Below are 21,645 nucleotides of genomic sequence, written 5' to 3'. Positions count from 1 at the left end.
TGTAAATACCTTTCTCCTGTATTTTGCAGGACATACAATATGGTATAACAGGAGACTCTTATTATGTCTTTTCAGGATGTGTTCGCTCATCCTGACAATATAACCCCGGAGTAGAACTCCGAGGAATTCTTTTGATTAAATATTTTCAGATAAATCGTGTCAGTTTTCTTTTTCATCACAGCGGGGGACTAATGAAAACACGACGTGAATTTCTCAAGAAAACGGCAGCCGGTGGAATTGCCGGAATCGTTGCAACAGGGATCGCGCCTGTCTATGCGAAAGAAGTGCGGGTGAAGAAAGAGGGTGTCACCATGGAACAGGCCCGGAAACTTCATGAAACACTTCTGATTATTGACGGCCACAATGACACGCCGGTCGAACGGGTCGCCCGTAAGGAAAATCCGCTGAACTGGAAACAGCGTGATCCATCATACCATACGGACATTCCCCGGATGAAGGAAGGCGGTTACGATGTCGGATTTTTCATTGTAGGGAACGGTCCGACGGCCAATGTATGGGTTACCTCGGAACGTATTCTGGAGCAGATTGACCTTTATCCCGATGACCTTTTGCAGGTGTTTTCCTCAAACGATGCTGTTCGTGCAAGTAAGTCGGGGAAAATCGGTGTCATGATGTCCATTGAGGGAATCGGCCGCTGGCTGGACGGAAATGTCGATACGCTCCGGCTCCTTTACCGTCTCGGTGTGAGGCTGGCGGGCATCACTCATGGTGAAGGCGGCGCCGAACCGACTTTCATGCAGGGAACTCCGAGCCTCTATCGTCCCTGCACTCCCGAAGAACGTGAGGAAGACCGTAAAAACGCAGGAGGCCTGACTTCATTCGGCATGGATGTTCTCAAGGCAAGCAACGAGCTTGGCATGGTCACCGATCTGTCGCATATCAACGATAAAGCATTTTATGATGTCCTCGAGCAATCTACCCTGCCGCCGATCTTGTCTCACACCGCTGTCTTTGCACTCTGCCAGCACGCCCGGTGCATGACTGACGACCAGATCAAAGCGCTTGCCTCGGCAGGCGGAGTCATGGGGATTGCTTTCGCTCCACAGTTCATCGATCCCGATCCGAAGAAGGCAACCATTGACCGGGTAGTCGAGCATATCTGCTATGTCGGTGATCTGGCAGGCTTCGATCATGTTGCTATCGGCACCGATTATGACGGTCTGGGTACCACAATACCGGTGGTACCCGAAGTGTCACAGCTTGCGAGTCTCACACGCAGCATGCTGTCTTCCGGCATGTCGGAAGAGGAAATCAGGAAGGTCTGGGGCGGAAATTTCCTTCGGATTCTGCAAAAAACCATTGACCGGTCATCAGCGAAAAGGGGATAATAATCAGCCTGATTTATCTTCTGGTATTTTTGGGCATAGATATACACTCAATGTGAGTCATATTTTTGTATTAACCGTGGCAGGGACAATTTTTTATCGTCCTTATTATCGATGCGGATGAATAATCCCGGTTCATGGATCGTGATTATTCATCGTTAACAACCTTAAAAAACACCATAAAAAAGGATCGGTTAGAGGTGATATAACTATATGTTTTGACTTTTATGAGTCATGTTTTATATTTCAAATACGGGTCATATGAACGACAATACCATTCATGATGACTGGTTACTGCGGGATCAATACCTTAAAAAAAAACCGGATACATGGTCACTAAAAAAAAACATAGTAAAACAGCTCAACAGCATGACTCTCCGAAATCTCATTCATATAGCATTTCTCCTCTGTATTCTCTTCTGATCGTATGTGTTCTCGGTATTATCATCTATTCAGACAGCATGACGGCTTCGTTTCATTTCGATGATTTCCATACCATAGTCAATAATAACGCTATTTATAATTTGTATGACATTCATACCATCTGGAACAATCCTCTTCATGGAAAATTCCGTTTCCTCGGTTTTTTATCATTTGCCCTGAATTACCATTTCAGTAACACGAATGTCTTCGGATATCATGTTGTCAACCTTCTCTTGCACCTCCTTGATTCGGTCTGTGTATGGTGGCTGGTCATGCTTCTGCTGTCTACCCCGGTGATGTGCAAGAAAACAATCAGTAAAAACAAAGAATTTATTGCTCTGGCATGTGCGCTCCTGTTCGTTTCGCACCCGATGCAGACTCAGGCGGTCACTTATATCGCACAGAGATTTGCTTCCCTTGCCACACTGTTTTATCTCCTGACGCTCTGTTTCTACATCAAGGCCAGGTTAATTCAGTATGGACATGCACGAATCCTGTTTTTCTTGCTTTCAGTACTGGCAGCGTTTTCGGGATTATTTACGAAAGAGATTATTTTTACCTTGCCATTCGCCCTCATACTGTTTGAGATGGGTTTTTTCCATACAGGAGACTTTAAACAAATAATCACAAGCAAAAAAACGGTGTATTATATTCTGCCTGTTCTATTGTTCCTGGTTTTAATACCCATTCTTCTATTCATATCATATAGAAATATATTCTTTGTTTTTGAACCTGTCATCTCGAACAGGCCGAACGATCCGCTCCTGACAAGCAGGATTTATCTCTTTACTCAGTTCAGAGTCATAGTATCTTATATCAGGTTGTTATTCATTCCCATTCACCAGAACATCGATCACGATATCCCGGCTTCACTCAGCTTTTTCGGAGCTGCAACTGTATCAGGTTTTCTCTTTCTGACTGCTCTCTTTATATACGCTGTATGGATTTATCCCCGTAAACGGCTTGCGTCTATCGGAATTCTATGGTTTTTTCTTACTCTTTCGATTGAATCGAGTTTCAAACCACTGGCTAATGTCATGTTTGAACACAGGCTCTATTTACCTATGTTCGGATTCAGTTTGTTTTTTGTCAGTACATTGTACGACCTGATCTGGGAGAGAAGTAAAAAGGCTACCGGTATCATCTTCATTGTGATTATCGGGATTTTTTCAGTTTTATCATTTCAACGGAACATGGTATGGAAGAACGAGATAAGTCTGTGGGCTGATGCGGCAAAAAAATCGCCTTTGAAGTCCAGACCCCATATCAACCTTGGAAGGGCATATTATAATAATGGGAATATTGAAGAAGGTTATACGGAATTTGTTAAGGCTCAGAAAATCGAACCTGATAATATGCTCGTGAATAATAACATCGGATATTTCCTGTTTACAAAAGGCAAAATTAAAGAGGCTCTGCAATACTATGAAAAAGCATCCAGCATGAAAGTCCATGACGGGACATATATGTACAGTGCCGATATCGCTGTAAACTATGGCGCTGCTCTTGTCATGGATGGACAATATGAAAAAGGGCTCGAAATGTATCTCAGTGCAATCGGCATGAACAGAGAAAATATTGTGAAATTGAGGAATGTGGCCGATTACCTTGCACAAAACGGGAAACTCGATGTAGCTGTCACATTTTATACGGGATTATTAAGTTTTGTGCCCGATGATCTTGAAGTAATTAAAAAAATCGTGCCAATCATGCTTCAACGCGGTAACAACGAAGAGTCTCTTGCCATATTATCGAAAGCCCTGAAACTCAGACCGGATAGTTCCGAACTCCAGACTCTGACCGGTCATACCCTGTATAATCTTGGTCGTGCCGAAGAGGCCGTTGACCATTACAGGGAAGCGGTCCGGTTAAATCCTGATGACATCAATGCCCATATGGGCATTGCCAGATGCTTAAAAGAGCTGGGAAAGACAGATGAAGCCGATAAAGAACTCAGCAGGGCAAGCGAACTCATGCGTAAAACACAATTGTCCGGGCCGAAATAAAACCGTTTTCTGTTTAATCACATATATGGATCAGTCTATTACTTTTTATCAGCCCGGTTGGTTTTCCGGTTTCAATCCTTTAAAGGCTATTTTTTAAACATCGATTCATCAATCCAGTCCGGTTTGACCGGCTGAGCCCGCCATTCAACAGGCACAGTTCCTACATCGACAGGCGCGCCTCTGCGCTCGAGAGCCGAATAAAATCCCGTAAGAAAAAGCTCTGTTTTTTTCCTGACCGTATCGAGCGGCTCGAAATTTTCCCCCTCAAACATGCGCTGCATGGCAACGAGCATCGGAACATGGTGTACAAGAAGGTCATCGCGCCAATTCTCGAACACCGGAAGCCTCGAACTTTCGATTCCCCCGGTCCCCGTAACGGTCAGGGAATAGAGATCACCCCGTGGTGTCATGGTGAGCGATGCAGTGAACGGCGGCTGTCCGTTCCAGCCTTTATACAGGTATGTTCCAACAAGATATTTACTCTCGTTCGGGTTATCGGTGATTATCGATACCCGGCTGATATCGGTGCCCAGAATCTTGAACATCATGTACGGAGTGTGGAAAAGAGCCGGATATTCCTGTGTCAGGCAGGTACCATGCACGCATTGTATCTCTCCGGTATTTTTGATTTGTTTTTTGAGCGTGGTGACAGCATACAGGTGCTCGTAGATATCGGTCGCCATGATGGGAGTATTGTGAGATGCGGCGCAATCGAGCAGATCGTCGATGTCCCTGAGCGAATAGGCGAACGGGCGGCTCAGATATGTGGGGATGCCCGCTTCAACATAGGGCCGTGCAAGCCGGTACTGCCATGGGGTTTCGTAATATCCGCCGAATGCAACACCATCGACCTCGCCCACCATGTCATCATAGCGTTTTACAACTTTTGCGCCGACTTTTGAAGCAAACTTCTGAGCCTCTTCCGGATTCACATCCCAGACATGGGTGATTTCCATGTTGAACAGGTCAGTACCGAGCGAACCGCGGTTTACCGTGGTCCCGTGCGGGGAAAGCAGGTCGCCCCATGTGTATGACCAGAATGAATATGCCCCCACGGCAAGGGCACCGATTCTCAGCTTTCTTTTAGCTGATTGCGGCGCGGCATGCACGGTGGGTGCGACCGACTGCACCAACGATGCGGCACCGATTGCCGCGGTTGTTTTCATGAAAGCACGGCGTTTCGTGTTTTTATCGGTGCGGCTGATTTCAACCGTTTTCTGTTCTCCCATGTGCTGTTCTCCCGGTATTCAATATTGAGTATTATCATGGCCAGGGTACAGGGTTATGCTCTGTCAGGGTTCAGTATAGTCGCCTCCGAAAACACGGGCGATCTGTTTGAGTTCATCCACGGAATGGGCATCAGGAAAGTCTGCCTTACGCGGCGGCATGAGCTCCCATCCTTCAAGATCCTCACGCCGTACCGGAGCGCCGTTTCGCTCGAGAACGGATTTGAATGCCATGAGAAACATCGCGGTTTTTTCGAGAATGTCGAAGCCTTCCTCGGGGCTTTTTTTCGTTTCGAACATCTCCTGGATAACGAGCTGCATGGCGTTCCATGTATTATAAGTGAAGTACCCGGGAGATGCGGGAATTTTACCTTCCACATCGAAGGGATGATTGCAGAAAATATGAATATACGCATGCCCGTTAGCACCGCATGGCTCGTGCAGCGAGCCGTAGTACGGTCCTTTCGGCCCCTGATGTTCGAATGTGACGCAGCCGTTGCAGTTTTTCCAGTCAGGTGTCATATACGATGCGGCTGTTGCCGGGCCGCGCCCGTTCCTGATCTCGTTTTTCAGGCATGAATAGATATAGTAGATTCCATGGACGCCATGTGTATAAAAATCGCTCATAGAGTTGTGGGCGACATATCCCTTGATCTCATCGATCTTTGCGAGCGAAGTGCGGACATCCCCGCAGCTTTCAGTATATTCCCATGTCGAACCGCACATGAGCGGTGTTTTGTATTTTTCTGCTGTCTGCGTTAAAAAACGCGCCTTCTCCATTGATGTGGCGCAGGGGCGGTTGACAAATGTGGGAACTCCGGCTTCAAGAAACGGTTTCGCCATAAGATGGTTGAGCGGGACGGTATAAAAATCAGTAAGAATTACACCATCGATTTTACCGATCATGTCCTCGGGATTTTTAACCGGCTCGAAACCCCATTTCTCACGATAAAACTGTTTATCCTCGTCCTTCAGGCACCAGATATAACGGCAGTTCATTCCGGTAGTCCGTATATGCTCGTTATCGGGATTCCATGTCTGGCCCCAGATTGATATATGCCCGGCGTTTCGCGATCCACAGACTACTCCGATAGTAACCAGCTCGTTTCTGAACCTCGATGACCGTTTGAAGGGCTTCCTCGGATCGATTCTTTCTTCAGCGGCATACGATTTACCTGTTCCCAAGGCTGTCGAGCCAGCGGCTATCCCGGCGGCGGCAACGTTTTTAATAAAAGTACGGCGATGGGCCATTGGGCTGCTCCTTTTGTTAAAAGTATACATGATACAATCATTATTTTTTCAATTCATATATATCTAACACGAATCATCATATATAATATGCTATATCTCTTCGTAATTCAGTAGATATTTTATAGAAGACCATGTTGAGACCATGCATAAAAGAAAAAAAGGCCCGGAATTTCTTCCAAGCCCTTACTATCAGTGGTGCCCCCAGCGCGATTTGAACACGCGGCCTGCGGATTAGGAATCCGTCGCTCTATCCACCTGAGCTATGGGGGCACTTGATTGTGCGGCAATACTTTATAAGATGTCGGCGCTCTTTTCCTTCTCTTCTCTGGCAGTTTTCTGGCAGATTTAAAATAGAGGGTTGTTTTATAACCCTCTATGGCAACAACTGCAGATAGTTCTGCGTTGTCGATAAATTCGAATGGCCGAGCAGGGCCATTATTTCAAAGAGCGGCTTGCCTTCTTTCGACAGCCTGCTGGCATATCGGTGTCGGAGATTATGCCAGTTCCAGGTTTCCTGCTTCAATTTCCTGACGTACTTCTCAAGAAACCTCGGATGTTCGCCCCAGCGCTTAAAACCTGTAAAATTCACCAGGTATTCGGGCCGGGGAACTTTCCGGGGAATCAGGTTGGAATTTTTGCTCTTACGGGTATACAGAACCACGTAATCGTCAAAAATATCCTTTGGCGTCAAATGCAACGCCTCGTTTATTCTGGCCCCGGTGTCCATGACGAAACGGATTAACAGGGCTTCTTCCTGATCGCAAAGCTTCAACACGCCATCGATGTTTTCATCGGACGGTATGTGTTTGAGCTTTTTGTCAATCGGGAAAAACTCGATGCCGACACATGGATTGTTTTGCAATTCGTGAATCCGGCAACCGTAGAAAAATAACGCTTTCAGGTATCTAAGGCAAGCGTTTCCTTTGTGGTTGGTTCTGCCGCGGCCGACCAAATCCCGTGAAAAGTCGTTGATGAAAGAATCGATCTGTTGACGGGTGATTTCCGAAACATAGACGTTGCCCAGCCTCTCAAGAAGCATTTTGAAATACCGCTTGTTCTCCCGGTAATACTTTTTGCTCTTTTTCAGTTGGAGTTGGTCAAGCCGAAAGATCATAAGGTCCAAAAGCTTCATATCTTTTTTCGGATTTCTCAGGTTTTCGTCAATTTCGAGCACATGCCGTTTCTCGGCCAGAAGCGCTTCCTGCTTGGTGGTGTATATGGACGGGCTTCGGTACTGAATGCCCTGATACTGACCCCGGTAGCGCCACCTGAAACCGAACTTCGTCTTGATTCTTTCAGCTGGCACTTGCATTTCTCCTTTCCGGAGTTATATTGCTGACTCGTGATATAGTAGGTATAAAGTGGAGGCGGTTTTGTATTTACTCAAAAAAGCTTGAGGTGATGATTAACAGTGAGGATTAGGGACACATAACGGAGGACGTTATGGAAAGCCCCTACCTCACGGTCAGCGAAGTAGCCCAGTTGTTAGGCAAGACTCCCAAATGGGTGTACGAAAAGAAAGGTGTTATACCCGGTTTTTTCAAATTGGCAGGAAGCATTTTCTTCGACCGGGAAGTCCTCATGTCAGGTCTCAAAAATGCTGCCACACAACCTGTTAAGAGACAGACGTTGGGCAGAACAAGTGACCGTCACGGTCTTTTATATCGTAAAGGACTGAAGTACTACTATTATCTTCATGAGATAGTAGTCTATTCCGTGCTTTTCAGATATATTGTTGCCATCATGACAAGAGCCTCGCTTGAATCCGCAAGGTTAAACCGTTTGGTAATATCATCTAACGCCTTTAAAACAATGAAATGATCTTCTGAGCTAAGATAAAAGTTCAGTATAACAACAGCAATTTCTTCCCGAGGCTTCTCCTCTTCTTCTTTTTCAACTTCCTCACGCAATTTTTCAAGTTTACCAAGATAACTTGCTGTCTCGGGAATGTGAGCCGCCAGGTCTTCCTTTGGTTGTTTTTCCAGTAACTTGTAGAGAAGGTCCATCCTCAGTTCCGGAACATCCGAACCTCTCAGCTTGTTGAGAATTGCGAGAAACAACTGAGCACGTGAATCGTCGACGTTCCAGATATCACATCTGACACTGTCCAATCCTATATTCCGCAAAGCGTTTATCCGTTCATGACCATTCAACACCTCAAACCTGTCATTCAATGATGGATGCGGCCTGACAGTAATCGTTTCATATAAACCAAGCTGTTCGATATTATGGTGCAGTTTTTTGGCGAACATCCGCGACATTCTGTTCGTGTTCTGAGGATTTGGAATAAGAACATCAAGAGGAAGTTCTTCGTACATGATTTCACCTCCATGAAATTAATCGAAAAGTTCCGTTTGTATCCTGAGTGAATCTATTGACGTGCTATGGCAGTTTTCATGCGTTATATCGTTGTTCTTGCACGCGCAAAGATGTAATGTTATCCCATAGTCATGGGCAATCGACCTCAATTCACCGTATTTTATTCGTCGGTACTCTGCATCGGGAACAGTAACGGTTCCGTTGCCGCAATATTTAACAATTATTTCGGTATATAATTCTTTGAAGATGTCTTCGAACGACCAGCCGTTGAATCTTATCATCATGGATTGATAATTGGCGCGGCGGATGAAAAGATACGATGCAGCTGCATGGGTGATATCGCATTCCGAGATTTGTTTGCACAATGATGTGAATGACTCTTCAGTGTCCGTCAGTCCCGGTATAAGCGGATCCATACGTACTTCGGAATGAATGCCCTGTTCACGCAATTTGCGCAGCGTAGTAAGGCGTACCTCAACAGAGGATGCATTCGGTTCGAGAAGACGCCGTATTCTGTCATCCGTCATCGTCATTCCAACCTGAATGTGTATTTTGCCGGGATAATGGGCGAAAAGATTCACAAATCGATCAGATACAGGTGACTTCGTGGAGATGAGAAGAGAGACATTATGATCGAGTAATAATTTCATGACTGAAAACAGTACATCACTAACCATTTCATATGGAATGAAGGGTTCACAAGCGGTGCTGAAATAGACAAGCACGGGTCTTTTCCGTTTCCGAAGAAGCTCGTACCGTAGCAGGTCAAATGTATTACAATAGAACAATACTTTCCCATTTCCGGGATTTGAACGATAACTCCGTGCATAGCAGTACCGGCATTCATAGGGACACCCTGCAAGCAGGTTAATCGTGTGGAAATGAGAGAGGCAGGGTAACGATGGATGTTTGAGCACTTCTGCCTTACGGCATACTTCAATTATGCGGGCCATATCCTTTTCCACGGTGCGCCAGTCATTTGGGAAATCCAATAAACATGGTTGATTGATAAACGTAAATTATGTGACAGATCATATGCTTGTAACATGTTGCATGAATTTTCTGACAAATGCTTGATAAGAAAATCGCTAGTCAAATCCCCATCTTCGATCAAAATGCCATTTGATATTGAGTTTAAACATTCTAATAGACTATATTTTTGCTGTATTATCAGGCTGGAATCATTGAAAACCCGAGCAGGATAATACAGCTTGTTACCTTTATCGGTTCTATCTTCCGTTATTTCTGGAAAAAGCAATGATAAACCATGATAATAATCCGATAGATACTGATATATTTTATATCGGCTCCTGTAAGAACCGTCAATGTCAGTTGCTATGGACTCAGAGATAATTTTAAAATGGCTAAAGTTATGAAGAATGCGAAAAAGGAAAACAATATCATACTGATTACATTGCCTCACAGTATAATTGGTTAGCCATTCTGAATAGTCATTTCGAATATATTCGACTCTGGCAAGACCAGGTAAAAGAGTCTTATGCGAGAAGTGAATATTGGGATCGACCATGAGGACATCAAGCATCGTGAGCTCGATTTTACTACTCGTTAATAAACCGGATTTCAGGATTCTACCAACTATTGTACTGGTATATTGGCCATCGCCGGAGCCAATATCAAGAATGCGTAATACCTTCTTATTTTTTTTCTTTTGGATAGGCGAAATGATTGGCAAGAGAACTTTATCAGTGATTAGATGAGAGCGTTGGGCGATCCGTGAATCCCATGGGGGAACTAAATTTCTTGCCACTATGTCCAGTCCATGAAAACTCTTTTCTCTGATGTTGAGATCAGCAGCAAGAAAAAATAAAATGTTTTCATCGGTGTTTTTAAGAAGCCTCTGTTTCCGGTAATGATAGAATAGCATTGGAACATTATTATTGGCCGCTACGATCAATGGGAGCAAACAGGGATCATTCCTACTATTTTTTCGGAGTCCCCGTTTAATAAACGACAGAAAAACAGGATTTCTGATACTTGTCGTTATTGCTGCAAAAGCATTCACTACATTGGTGAAACTGAGAATAACGTTTTCAAATCCAAGAACCTTAACGAGAAATTTTCTTTGTGAATCGGTTAATGGCAAATGCTGTTTGACAACCTCAGATATCAAAAGTAAATACGCGTCACTATATCTATAAGCAAAGTGTGGATTAAACCCGTTATCGATATATATCGTCCACGTTTTATGTAACTCACTGACTTTTTTCTGAAATACCGCAGGTGTATCCTTCCAGTATTCTTCCCACGATATCGTTTTGACATCAAGTGATTGTTCATGAACCTCAATTTTGTCGATCAAAACTTTTCTCTGGAGGATTTTATATATTTGTAAACGCCAAAAAGTTTTAAGCATCTCTTCTGAGATGATGTGTTTTTCTTTTTTTGTACGTTCGTACATGTCATCCTCGCGTTGATATAAAAATACGGCGCAATATTCGTGTATACAATTATACTTTATAGTGCCCGCTTTGTCAAGTATAAATTATTATCCTTACTTGATGAAACATTGCCTCTTATCATATAGAGAGTAATAAAAAAAACCACTTAAGCTGATTTTGCCTAAGTGGTTGTTATTATTATGATTCTGAGGGAAGGAATCGAACACCCATGACCTTACGGTCGGAGGATTTTGAGTTAATAATCCAGCGATAACAGTAAGAATATTTGGAAATTCTCTGGCAGTTCTCTGGCAGCTAAAGTGTAAAAATCACGAAAAAAGAGATACTATTCGGATTTTTTCTACAAGCGTATCTTATTGTTATTACGACAATTTATTGATTATCAATGATTTGCGATAAATGGCCTGGCGGGCTTAGAAGGCAGTTGCTCTATCCGACTGAGCTATTGGCGCACCTCATTGCGGCAGAAGATGTTATGAAAGGTTTAATCAATCTTCAATGGCTTAAAAGACCAAACCAAGTGTCTCTTCAAACCAATACCCATCAATCAAAATACCCAGGTCGTATATCGCAGAGGCTTAAAACTGCTTTATATCATCACTAGAATTTAACTTATTTTTAAATACTCTGTTTTGGTTCTTCCGAAAATGAGTATCTGACTAAAAAAGAAGTAGTGAGGGTGTGGACATGAATTGTATTCAATTTGAGTAAATTCTTGAGCGTGAAGAAAACGATGCAATATTCTGATATATCATAAGTTTGGTGCAATTGATTAACGATATACTACACAGAGTACCGGGGAATGTGCCGCGGATGAATGTGAGAAAAAAATATCGATGATTCCATGAATACAGGCGTTATATGCGGGGGTGTACTCTTTCACCGGGCACCTTCTTTAAATATCCGTAGAAAGTGCCCGATGTCCGACAGAGAGAAACTATGAAAAACCGGCTTATCGTCAGCCCACGGCGCCCGTCATGAAAGGCGCCGTTGATAACAGGCTATCGGGGAACGGCCGTTTTACCTGATCAGCAGCATCCGTTTCGCCGTCACCTGATCTCCCATCTTGAGGCGACATAGATAAACGCCTGACGAAACACTGACGCTGCGGTCGTCACGGCCGTCCCAGACCACTGTGTGAACTCCACGGGTGAACTGTTCACTCACAAGCTCACGGACTTTCTGCCCGGTTATGCTGTAGATCGCGAGCGTTGTCAATCCGGCTTCGGGGAGTGAGAACTCGATGGTTGTGGACGGATTGAACGGGTTGGGGAAGTTACCCCTGATTGCCACGGCTTCGGGGAGGGCCTGCGGCGAATCGACCGCCGTAACTGCCGCGTTTTTATTGTAGCTCATGATTCCGCTGGTGGTAGCGCTTTCGAGTCCGCCAAACCAGACAAGGCCGTTCCGGTCGATAGCAAATTGCATGGTAATTCCCGATAATCCCGTTGCATACTCGACCGTATTCTTCCCATCATAGGACAACAGCTTCTGACCGTTCAGCAGCCACAGCATATTGTCCCTATCCACCGTCATGTCTCTTATGCCATTGCCATCGATTACAACGGTGGAATGATTTTTCCATTCGTTGCCATCGAAGCTGTAAAAACCTTTGTTGGTTCCGAACCATTTGACATTGTTACAGTCGACTATACAGCTCATTCCGACTCCCTGTACACCGGTTGTCTCTAAAGGATAGACTGTCCACTCGGAACCATCGAAACGATAGATGGTGGACTTGATGGGTGTTATAAACCAGAGATTATTGTCGTTATCGATGGCGCATGCTGACGAGGCACCGGAAACCATGAATAATATACTCTGTTTGTTGTCTTTCAACCAGGTATTTGCTTCCCATTTCTCGCCGTCATACATGACAAGAACACCGGATGTTGACAGGAAGTATTTTACGTTGTTGCCATCGACCCCGGCAAATGAGAAACTTGAGCAGGTGTTTGGAATTACATCGGTATTTACCTCAGAGTATACCTTCCATGATGTCCCGTCGAAGCTTCTGATGCCGAACAGGGTGGCCATCCACAGGACACCGTCACGGTCTTCGACGATTGAATTAATGAAGTTTGTGAAAGAAATGTAATTGGGATTATAAAATCTTTCTCCATTATACGTTTCATACCGATACTCTTCTTTTGCCAGTTCATAGAGGTAATTTTTCCAGGATGTCCCGTCGAAACTACTCAGTCCGTAGCTGGTCGCGAACCACTTGACATTATTGCGGTCGACAAAGATATCGTTGAACATGTAGCTCAGGGGACCGTCGACCACATAGCTGGAAAGTTTCGATTCGTTAAAGCTGTACAGTGTGCAGGCATCCTGTCCGTTGTTCCGGGTAACAAACCAGGGGATTCCATTGTCGTCGACACGAATGTTTTTGTATCCTTCGACAGGCATTGGCAGCAGCTCATTCACCGGAAGTACTGTCCACGAGGATCCGTCATATCGAAGAATATTATGTGTTTCATCAGGATGTATCAATTCGCCACTGACGAGACCCGGCATCGTGGCAGCCCAGATAGTGCCGCTGCCATCGATATCGATGCTCATAATGCTGTCTCTATACTCGTAATCAGGGCGAATATGCTCCTTCCATGCCGTACCGTCGAAGCTTTGCAGTCCCTGATCTGTTCCGATCCATTTGACATTATCGTCATCGACTGCGATATCGAAAACATATTTCGAGACAATTCCGCTGTTCGCCGGGGTAAACAGGGTGACTGTTTCGCCGTCAAATCTCGCAAGGCCGTTGTAGCGATTGTCCGTGACATGCGTAAACCAGAAGATGCCGTCTTTGTCGATGGCAAAAATTTCGACATAGTCGACATCTATCGGACTTGTGTCTTTCGTGTAATAGGTCCATGCCGTTCCGTCGAAACGCGCCAGACCGCCTTGAATACCGAACCACATGGCTCCGTCCGGTGCCTGGTCGATCGCTATGACGTAGTGGCTTTCCTGCCCGCTGTCTTCCAGAGTATAATTGGTATAGATGGAACCGTCATACTTCTGGACGCCGCTGAGAGAGCCGATCCAGAGATTGTTGTCACGGTCGATAAAAACTGTTTTTATGCGGTTGCTGAGAAGGCCGTCCTCAACCGTATACTGTTTGTAGGTTCCGTCTCGCCTGTCCCACCTGACAAGGCTTCCCTCGGCGGCGCTCCAGACATAGTTACCCTGGAAAGCGATATTATAAACCGTATTGCCGTTGGGATACCCCTTCCAGAGGTCTTCTGCATGGACAGTCGAAGCGGCAGTGATGATGATCGCCGCCAGAAAGAGTTTGAAAGAATGCATGGTTATTCTCCTTGTGTAAAAGTGTGTATGACCCTGATAAATTGATCCCAATCCGCACCTGAACTCATCCCCTGACCTTCTTTATTTTCAGGAGAGCGGGAAATAGGGGTGAGTTTACCTTTCTTGTCCGCTATGGATTTTTTTCCGAGTTCATAGCATTGCCTCCTTTTCTATTAACAGTCGTCCGAAGACGGGAGAGTCTTATTCATAGCGCTGAACTTTTATAATACAGCCCCATTGATCCACTAATGGGAACTTATTGAACTGCTTCTTATAAATACTATTTTACCAGCATCATCCTTCCGGTCGCGGTGTGTTTTCCGGCGGAGAGCCGCGCGATATAAGTACCCGAGGCTGCCGTTTTTCCGCTGTCGTCACGGCTGTCCCAGACTACAGTATGGTAACCGGCTTCCATCTGTTCCGAAATAAGCTCTCTCACTTTCTGTCCCATGATATTATAAATGACCAGAGAAGCAGGGCCGTTTTCCGGGAGCGAAAATCCGATGGTCGTTGAAAGGTTGAACGGGTTCGGGTAATTGCCTTTCAGCTCGAAAACGGCCGGTATGGAAGATACAGCTTCGCTCGGAGTATCCCCGGTAAACGGTGTATCACAGATATACATCTTCCATTCGTAATTGGGGGCGCTGCCGGTTTTGAGACAGAAACAGATCTTCGATGCGTCGGGCGAGAATTTGGCCCAGTAGGGCTGTATATCCATGCCGGGGAAAACATCCGAGGATTCGCCGGTCTTCGTGTTGTAAACGGCTTGCTTCCTTCCATTGTGTGTGTCGGTATACAGTATCCATTTCCCATCGGGAGAGATATCGGAAAGATCGGATTTTTCATCGAATGAAAGCTCTTCGAGTATGCCGTTCTCCTCACGGACCCTGTACAGGTCGCTTTTGCTGAACATGAGGTAGGAATCATGCATGGGGAAATAGATGGGACTTGAAAGAAAATCCTTTATCAGCCATTCAACTCCGGTCCTGGTATCGGTAATGACCAGCTCCTTGAACAATTCGGCGTTCCGGCGGGAATAGAAAAAGTACCTGCCATCGTAGCTCCATCGCCCGGATGTCGCATTGCGGGCGATGATATGACTCTCTCCGGTTTCGATATTCACAATCTCGATGACCGGTATCGGGTTGTTGACAGTTATCTGTATCTGGGACCCAAGATTGTCGATAACAACCTCCGTTCCCAGTTCCTGATCGATTGTCGGTCTTAAAAATGCTATCTCATTGCCGTCGGGAGAAAAACCGAGCGTTTCCAGTCCGCCAAGCTGGAGTTTATATCCCTTGTAGTCGATTTTATAATAATTATCGTATACCAGCGTCGGCTCTCCGCCTTCGGACGGAACCATCCAGATACCATAATTCTCATCGCTGAAGGCAAGCTTTTTCCCGTCCGGCGACCACACAGGATACATTTTATTCTTATCCAGCGAGCGATACATTGCGCTCATTTTTTTATCAGCGGGATTATTGGAATCTGCGTTTTCATAATCGTACGTTATGGTCACTTTGACAGCCTTAAGGGCAATGTCTTCGGAATATTCTTTACCGTCCGCGGAGGAAAATGACACAGCCATACCGGAATCGTATCCTCCAGCCAGATGAACGTTGACCGTATCCGCTTCGTGATTATTCGCGGTTTCAGGCTCCGGTGCCTGTATCGCTGTTGAATTATCATCTGAATTTTCAATTTCCGGGCGGGCTTCAGTATTATGTTCAGTGCTTTCTGCCGGTTTGGCCGTTTTTTCATTCGGGATATTGTTAACCTGCATAATGCCGGGGATATTTCCAGGATTTTGCCCATATGTTGTGCGCGATACGATCATTCCTTGGTCCGGATTGTATCCTGTCACTTTTTCGGAAACCTGAACGCCGTCTCTGTCAGCGTTTTTCTTCGCCTTTATATGTTCGTGTTCTTTTTCCGAATCATATTCCGTCATGCGAGAATCACTATACCCGGATGAGAAATGATTGTCAGGGTAACGTTTCACAGTGAATGAGTCATCAGCCTTAGTTTCTATGGTATCTTTGACAAGTTTTGTTACATACTTGCTTTGTTGAACTGCCCCGGGGCGGTCTACCCTGATGAATCCCGTAAATGTAATTGAACATATAAAAAGAAGCGTGATCGACATAGCTTCGTTGGCATTAATTTTTACATGACGTGCATATGAATTATCGAGAATACGTTCAATTCTCCTGCGAAAAGGCGATCCGGTAGACACTATTCCGGCGCCGGTCTGAATTTTCGGACATGCCGGTTGGGAATTGAGCGCAAGGTTGTATAGTTGAGTAGCGTAAGACCGGTTGACTGTGCTGAATTTTACAACATAATCATCACAGACATAATCGCTTGTTTCTTCTATCAGGCGGGCCAGAATCCATAAGAGCGGCTGAAATGGAAACAAGATTTTACTAATCTGCCCCAATTGATTCCAGAGATAATCACGCCGTGCAAAGTGTGCAAGTTCATGAAGAAATACTTCCCTGCTTGCCATAGGAACTTCATTCGCACCGGAGGGGAGTATTATGGAGGGTTTGAAAAAACCGGTTATCATCGTGCTGTATACATAGTGGCTTTGAAAAATTGCAGGCGGCTTTATACCAAACTCACCTGCCGCTTTCCGGCATATTTCCCTGTACGCGGGTTTTGCTTCCGAAGCCAGTTGCCTTATGCGTCGTATATAAAGATTGATGGCAATAAACCGTACAAACAGAAACATCGAAAAAACACACCAGACTATGGTAAATACTACAGCCAATCCGTGAACAACTTTTTCCGTAGAAATGGTTGCTTTCAATCTGCCTGCATGATCTTTCATGCTTTTTTCAACACTGCCGGGTACAGCAAGCTCAGGACGTTTTTGTACCTGTACACCTGAAGGTAACGATACTTTTATACTCTCATTATTCTTTACAGGTGAGTTCACTTTAGGGATATTATCTGAAGCATGTTCGTTTTGCTGCGTATTTTCATGGCTTACCGTTTCCCCGGATTTTTGAATCGTTATCATTTGAGACGACGTTTGGGAATGGGTGCTTTCCCGTGACAGGTCGTAAGTATACTCGGGAGGATATAATAAAGTGGCCGACAGGTACAGTGCATTCATTCCCGTGAACTTGAAAAGCGATAATGTCAATGGACTGAGGAGTGCCGCGACAAGGAAGGTACGGAGCAATACAGACTGAGTAGCCGCTTTCCCTCCTCTTCTCATTACCACTGACCTGCAGGCCAGGCAGATACCGATGAGTATTGTTGTGTGAATCAGGAGATTGATGCCGGTAATAAACGCAGCATCTGAAAAATGCAGCAGCCATTTAACCGCGATCCCCAGCATTGTCATTACTCCTTATTATCGATCATCGCTTTTATTTTCTTCAATTCATCAGGCTCTATGTAGTTGTTATTTATGATAAATGACACAAAACCTTCTTTTGATCCTGCGAATACATGATCTATTAAATTCATCACTGCATGGTTCGCAATATCCTTTTCCTTCACAAGCGGGTAGAAAATATAGGTGCGCTTGTCAACATCAAAGGCGACGACACCCTTTTTAACCAGAATGCGGAGAAATGTTGAAACTGTGCTGAATTTTATCGGCTCAGTTTCATTCAGAATTTCCGTCAATTTTTGGGCTGTCGCCCTTTTTTCTTTCCAGAGCGCCCTCAGGACTTTCATCTGCCCGCTGCCGATTTCAAGTTCTGTCATACCGACTACCTCTTTGAATTATGGCTTTAATGTTAATGGCATAATGTTATGGCTTTAATATTAATATGGTAAATCATTTTTGTCAAGTGTTTTTTTACCGTAATAAATTTTATAGGGTAAAATATTAGCTATTATTTGTATTATAAATAGTTATATGCACCATATTATTGGAATTTTTTTTTTATCACAGTAATACGGGTACGCGGATAGGAGAAGTGGTCACTCCAGCTGTCTTCCCCCATCATTGGTATAGGGTTCCGTACCTCGACGGTTTTTGTTCCTTACACTTCTGTTTCTCAATTTTTGTCACATGTTAAGTACACGGCATCACCCTGCAGATTCCATCCGCTCCTTCCGGCTTGAGACTCTCTTGCGAAGTATCTGGCAAGCATGATAAGGAAATCGAAACTGCGAACTGTTTTTTAGAGAAATCGTTTCCTCGGGTAACAGTTGTTTTCAGCGGGAAGAGAAATCCGTTCATAATAATGGTTTCTTGACAAGGTTACCAGATACCCATACCTTACACCACATCTATAACTTCGAATATCACGAAATGCTCAGCTTTATCGGCGAGTTGTATGATGGTTTATATAGACTGTATATGCCAGAATGTATGGTGTAAACTACTTATACAGAAGGGATCAGTCTTTGTATGCCGTTTTATACAGACTGTATAACCATTGTTAGGAATTCTTTGAGGATTTATATATGGCAAAGTGTATGAAGAAAATAAAAGGGCTGGTCAGATTAGTACGATTTGAACTACCATTTTCAGCAGGTGTATGCGTTATCATGGGACAATTGTTAGCGCTTGGACATTTTGCACCCGTTTTTGAAACGATAAATGGTTTTTTGTCAATATTTTGTATTTCCGCTTCAATATTGGTATTAAATGATTATTTCGATGTTGAGACTGATAAAATAAATGCGCCCGATCGTCCTATACCCTCTAACACCGTCACTCTATCAGAAGCTTTATTACTATCAATAAGTCTTTTGATCATTGGGCTCATTCTTAGTTATCTGATTAATGTTATAGCATTATCATGTACATTTTTCATATCAATTATTGGTTTTCTCTATAACCGGAAATTTAAAAAGAGCGGATTACCCGGGAATTTTATGGTAAGTTTTTCTGTCGGGATGACATTTATTTATGGTGGTATATCAGTTGATTTATTCTTTAATAAAATAGTCTGGTTTTTTGGTATAATTGCCGCATTAATAGATTTAGGAGAAGAAATTGCTGCTGATTCCATGGATATGCGGGGGGATATTCTTATTGAATCAAATTCCCTGGCAATTAAATATGGTAAACCCACTGCGATCAAAATAAGCAGTTACATTTTCTTTTTCGTTATTCTGCTGACGATTATTCCTTTTATACTGAATTGGTTCCCAACCCTTTATTTGGTGCCAATCATAATAATGGATAGTGCGATTGCTTATTCGACGTTTAGATTATTGTTATCAAAAAATGAAGAAGGAAGAAAATATATCCGATGGCTTTATCTGGGAGCAACATCAGGACTATTGATTTTTATATTAATGAGGTTTATTGATATATGAAAAGTTCGAAAACCAATAATGCCATATACCCGAAATAATTGCTCAATCCAAACTTGTAACCGGTTCATCCTCGTCAAGGAAAGAGGCAACATGGAATTAAACGGTCACTATTTTTCTGCGGATAATCGCCACATTACGTTATTATCTTTACCTGCCTGCAACTCGGCATTACTCATACCACCTTCCCGGGTTCTTTGAACTGATGCAGAACCGCAAACCTATATCGGCAGTTGGATGGTTTCAGGATCATTCTCATAAAAATGCCCGAACTGCTTTCCCACCCACCCAATTTTTTACTGGTATTCAGGATACTCCACTGCCCTTGTGGTCACATCGAAACACTCAGCCGTGAACAAGCGGAGCCTCCTTTTATTCCCGCTTATTCTGACAGCACCATAATAACCATATCTTTTATACTTTATTATTATAGAAGTTACATTGAGTGATACCATTTTATACATATGGTGTTTACATGAAAAAATGTTCTTTGATATTATTAGAAAGTATGTATATTACATGTGTTATGTAATGTAATTCACTAAAAACCAATAAATAACTTAACGTTATATATTTAGAATAATTATTGAATCTATATCAGTTTAAAACATGACGCATGAGGCAACAGTCATGTCCGCACATCCATTAATAATCATCCTGTCATTTGATGACGATCTTATTATCCCTTTACAGGCGCATAAGGCAGCAGATCGTGGTGGTCACTTCGGGATTTTGCGTCAGGTGTTCTGTTACTTTGACTACCTATGCTTCGACCGTAAAAAACACAGAGCTATCAACACCATGTATCAGTATCGCGAAGGAGGGATCAGAACATGGCAAACCAGTCTGTCATTAACGTCGATCTCGCTGACGTGTTCAAGGAACCGAATCGCAAGGGTTATTTGTACACGCTGGCCTGGGGTGATTACGTCGAGGTCATTGAAACGACCGCCGAACATGTTCGTATCAATACTGTGAGGTACGAGAATAAAAAGGACGGGAGCATCCTGCCTGTAAAGACAGAGGCGTACATATGTCCGACGAAGTCATCAGGCTGCAAGCCCGCCTCCGTCGTCATTCCGAAAAAGAACAACAAGGTTCTCAAGGTCAATTTTGTCGATGTGCAGCAAGGGGATGGGTCAGTCATCGAGTCGCCGGATGGTAAGATCATCTTGGTAGACGGAGGCGACAATCAACTTTTCGCCCGATATCTGGCTGCCCGTTATCGAGGTACAAGTAAGACCAAGCCAAAAGAAATCGACTGTATTCTCGTAACCCACGGCGATGCCGATCACTTCGTGGGTTTGACCAAAATTCACGAGTCGGAGAGTCATTCCGAGCCGAAAAAACGGCTCTTCATCGCCCCGAAACGGGTCTACCATAACGGCCTCGTGAAGCGCCCGGGCAAGGACAATAACAAGAAGGCCATTCCTGACAAAAAGTTACTCGGTTCTACAGCATTCATTAATGGCGAGACAATTGTCACAGACCTGGCGGACAGTCTGCTCGATGTGCCGGACAAGGAAATGAACGAGCCGTTTCTCAGGTGGAAGGAAGCTCTCAGGGACTGGAACGATCGAAAAGAAATTGAATTCCGCAGGATTTCTTTCGGTGAAGACGATGCTTTCAATTTCTTCAACAGCGGTGAAATGAAAATATCGGTTTTAGGGCCGTTTCTGACCAGGAAGGGCGGCATCACGGGCCTTAAATTTCTCGGCACACCACCTGAAAGACCACGGATAGGTCACGAATCGCTTGATCTGGACGATGAAGGATTTAAAGGCTTGTCTGCATCTCATACCATCAACGGCCATTCAATTATTTTCCGTCTTCAGTATGGCGGCTTCAGCTTTCTGTTTACCGGGGACCTGAACGAGGAAGCCAGCCGTTTTCTGGCCCGTAAACACAAGAATGGCGAAATCAATCTCAGTTCCGAGGTATTCAAAGTACCGCACCATGGTTCGGCAGATTTTTCCGGGGCATTCATTCAGATGGTCTCACCTATTATCAGTGTCGTCTCCAGCGGCGATGAGTCAGCCAGGAAAGAGCATAT

14 protein-coding genes and 1 tRNA gene are annotated in these 21,645 nt (G+C 44.2%); 4 read left to right on the top strand and 11 right to left on the bottom strand.

The window, feature by feature from the left end; translation table 11 throughout:
- On the bottom strand, positions 1 to 90 hold a 90-nt coding region (locus tag LLG96_08580; GenBank protein MCE5250261.1), incomplete at its 3' end, for an IS200/IS605 family transposase.
- A 101-nt stretch (positions 91 to 191) separates the two neighbouring features.
- Here LLG96_08580 and LLG96_08575 point away from each other — a divergent pair.
- Both LLG96_08575 and LLG96_08570 read left to right on the top strand, forming a co-directional pair.
- A complete protein-coding gene (locus LLG96_08575) occupies positions 192 to 1,349 on the top strand; it encodes a dipeptidase (GenBank protein ID MCE5250260.1) in 1,158 nt (385 codons plus the stop codon).
- A gap of 458 nt (positions 1,350 to 1,807) precedes the next feature.
- Positions 1,808 to 3,775: a tetratricopeptide repeat protein gene (locus tag LLG96_08570; protein ID MCE5250259.1), complete on the top strand. Its 1,968-nt coding sequence runs from the start codon at positions 1,808 to 1,810 to the stop codon at positions 3,773 to 3,775.
- 86 nt (positions 3,776 to 3,861) lie between these two features.
- Here the strand turns inward: LLG96_08570 and LLG96_08565 are convergent, their stop codons facing one another.
- From LLG96_08565 to LLG96_08520, 10 genes are all read right to left on the bottom strand, one after another.
- The gene (locus LLG96_08565) at positions 3,862 to 5,004 is read right to left on the bottom strand and encodes a Gfo/Idh/MocA family oxidoreductase (GenBank protein MCE5250258.1); all 1,143 of its coding nucleotides are present in this window, start codon (positions 5,002 to 5,004) and stop codon (positions 3,862 to 3,864) included.
- Between the two features lie 63 nt (positions 5,005 to 5,067).
- The gene (locus LLG96_08560; GenBank protein ID MCE5250257.1) at positions 5,068 to 6,252 is read right to left on the bottom strand and encodes a hypothetical protein; all 1,185 of its coding nucleotides are present in this window, start codon (positions 6,250 to 6,252) and stop codon (positions 5,068 to 5,070) included.
- Between the two features lie 193 nt (positions 6,253 to 6,445).
- A tRNA-Arg gene (locus LLG96_08555) sits at positions 6,446 to 6,522 on the bottom strand.
- A 103-nt stretch (positions 6,523 to 6,625) separates the two neighbouring features.
- On the bottom strand, positions 6,626 to 7,558 hold the full coding sequence (locus LLG96_08550; protein MCE5250256.1) for a site-specific integrase: 933 nt from the start codon (positions 7,556 to 7,558) through the stop codon (positions 6,626 to 6,628).
- 403 nt (positions 7,559 to 7,961) lie between these two features.
- Complete coding sequence (locus LLG96_08545) at positions 7,962 to 8,570, bottom strand: ParB/RepB/Spo0J family partition protein (protein ID MCE5250255.1); 609 nt, start codon at positions 8,568 to 8,570, stop codon at positions 7,962 to 7,964.
- Between the two features lie 18 nt (positions 8,571 to 8,588).
- A complete protein-coding gene (locus tag LLG96_08540; GenBank protein ID MCE5250254.1) occupies positions 8,589 to 9,524 on the bottom strand; it encodes a radical SAM protein in 936 nt (311 codons plus the stop codon).
- Positions 9,512 to 10,990, bottom strand: a complete 1,479-nt coding sequence (locus LLG96_08535; GenBank protein MCE5250253.1) for a hypothetical protein — start codon at positions 10,988 to 10,990, stop codon at positions 9,512 to 9,514. The genes LLG96_08540 and LLG96_08535 overlap by 13 nt, the downstream gene beginning before the upstream one ends.
- Before the next feature lie 1,021 nt (positions 10,991 to 12,011).
- Positions 12,012 to 14,300 (bottom strand): T9SS type A sorting domain-containing protein, encoded by a 2,289-nt coding sequence (locus LLG96_08530; GenBank protein MCE5250252.1) that lies wholly within the window; start codon positions 14,298 to 14,300, stop codon positions 12,012 to 12,014.
- Positions 14,301 to 14,580: 280 nt separating this feature from the next.
- Positions 14,581 to 17,652, bottom strand: coding sequence for a T9SS type A sorting domain-containing protein (locus tag LLG96_08525; protein MCE5250251.1), 3,072 nt, complete (start codon positions 17,650 to 17,652; stop codon positions 14,581 to 14,583).
- A gap of 5 nt (positions 17,653 to 17,657) precedes the next feature.
- Positions 17,658 to 18,026: a BlaI/MecI/CopY family transcriptional regulator gene (locus LLG96_08520; GenBank protein ID MCE5250250.1), complete on the bottom strand. Its 369-nt coding sequence runs from the start codon at positions 18,024 to 18,026 to the stop codon at positions 17,658 to 17,660.
- Between the two features lie 708 nt (positions 18,027 to 18,734).
- On the opposite strand from LLG96_08520, the gene LLG96_08515 reads away from it, so the two are divergent.
- Both LLG96_08515 and LLG96_08510 read left to right on the top strand, forming a co-directional pair.
- The gene (locus LLG96_08515) at positions 18,735 to 19,595 is read left to right on the top strand and encodes a UbiA family prenyltransferase (GenBank protein ID MCE5250249.1); all 861 of its coding nucleotides are present in this window, start codon (positions 18,735 to 18,737) and stop codon (positions 19,593 to 19,595) included.
- Between the two features lie 830 nt (positions 19,596 to 20,425).
- Positions 20,426 to 21,645: MBL fold metallo-hydrolase (locus tag LLG96_08510; GenBank protein ID MCE5250248.1), on the top strand; the 1,220-nt coding region annotated here is incomplete at its 3' end.

The organism is bacterium, assembly GCA_021372535.1.
Taxonomy (GTDB): domain Bacteria; phylum Latescibacterota; class Latescibacteria; order Latescibacterales; family Latescibacteraceae; genus JAFGMP01.
Note: the sequence above shows the minus strand (reverse complement) of the source record. Positions and strands in the feature narration are given on the sequence as shown.

Excerpts from the sequence above, each read along its gene's own strand:
- LLG96_08575 (MCE5250260.1), top strand. The coding sequence starts at position 192 with ATGAAAACACGACGTGAATTTCTCAAGAAAACGGCAGCCGGTGGAATT.
- LLG96_08570 (MCE5250259.1), top strand. The coding sequence starts at position 1,808 with ATGACGGCTTCGTTTCATTTCGATGATTTCCATACCATAGTCAATAAT.
- LLG96_08565 (MCE5250258.1), bottom strand. The coding sequence starts at position 5,004 with ATGGGAGAACAGAAAACGGTTGAAATCAGCCGCACCGATAAAAACACG.
- LLG96_08560 (MCE5250257.1), bottom strand. The coding sequence starts at position 6,252 with ATGGCCCATCGCCGTACTTTTATTAAAAACGTTGCCGCCGCCGGGATA.
- LLG96_08545 (MCE5250255.1), bottom strand. The coding sequence starts at position 8,570 with ATGTACGAAGAACTTCCTCTTGATGTTCTTATTCCAAATCCTCAGAAC.
- LLG96_08540 (MCE5250254.1), bottom strand. The coding sequence starts at position 9,524 with ATGGCCCGCATAATTGAAGTATGCCGTAAGGCAGAAGTGCTCAAACAT.
- LLG96_08535 (MCE5250253.1), bottom strand. The coding sequence starts at position 10,990 with ATGTACGAACGTACAAAAAAAGAAAAACACATCATCTCAGAAGAGATG.
- LLG96_08530 (MCE5250252.1), bottom strand. The coding sequence starts at position 14,300 with ATGCATTCTTTCAAACTCTTTCTGGCGGCGATCATCATCACTGCCGCT.
- LLG96_08525 (MCE5250251.1), bottom strand. The coding sequence starts at position 17,652 with ATGCTGGGGATCGCGGTTAAATGGCTGCTGCATTTTTCAGATGCTGCG.
- LLG96_08520 (MCE5250250.1), bottom strand. The coding sequence starts at position 18,026 with ATGACAGAACTTGAAATCGGCAGCGGGCAGATGAAAGTCCTGAGGGCG.
- LLG96_08515 (MCE5250249.1), top strand. The coding sequence starts at position 18,735 with ATGGCAAAGTGTATGAAGAAAATAAAAGGGCTGGTCAGATTAGTACGA.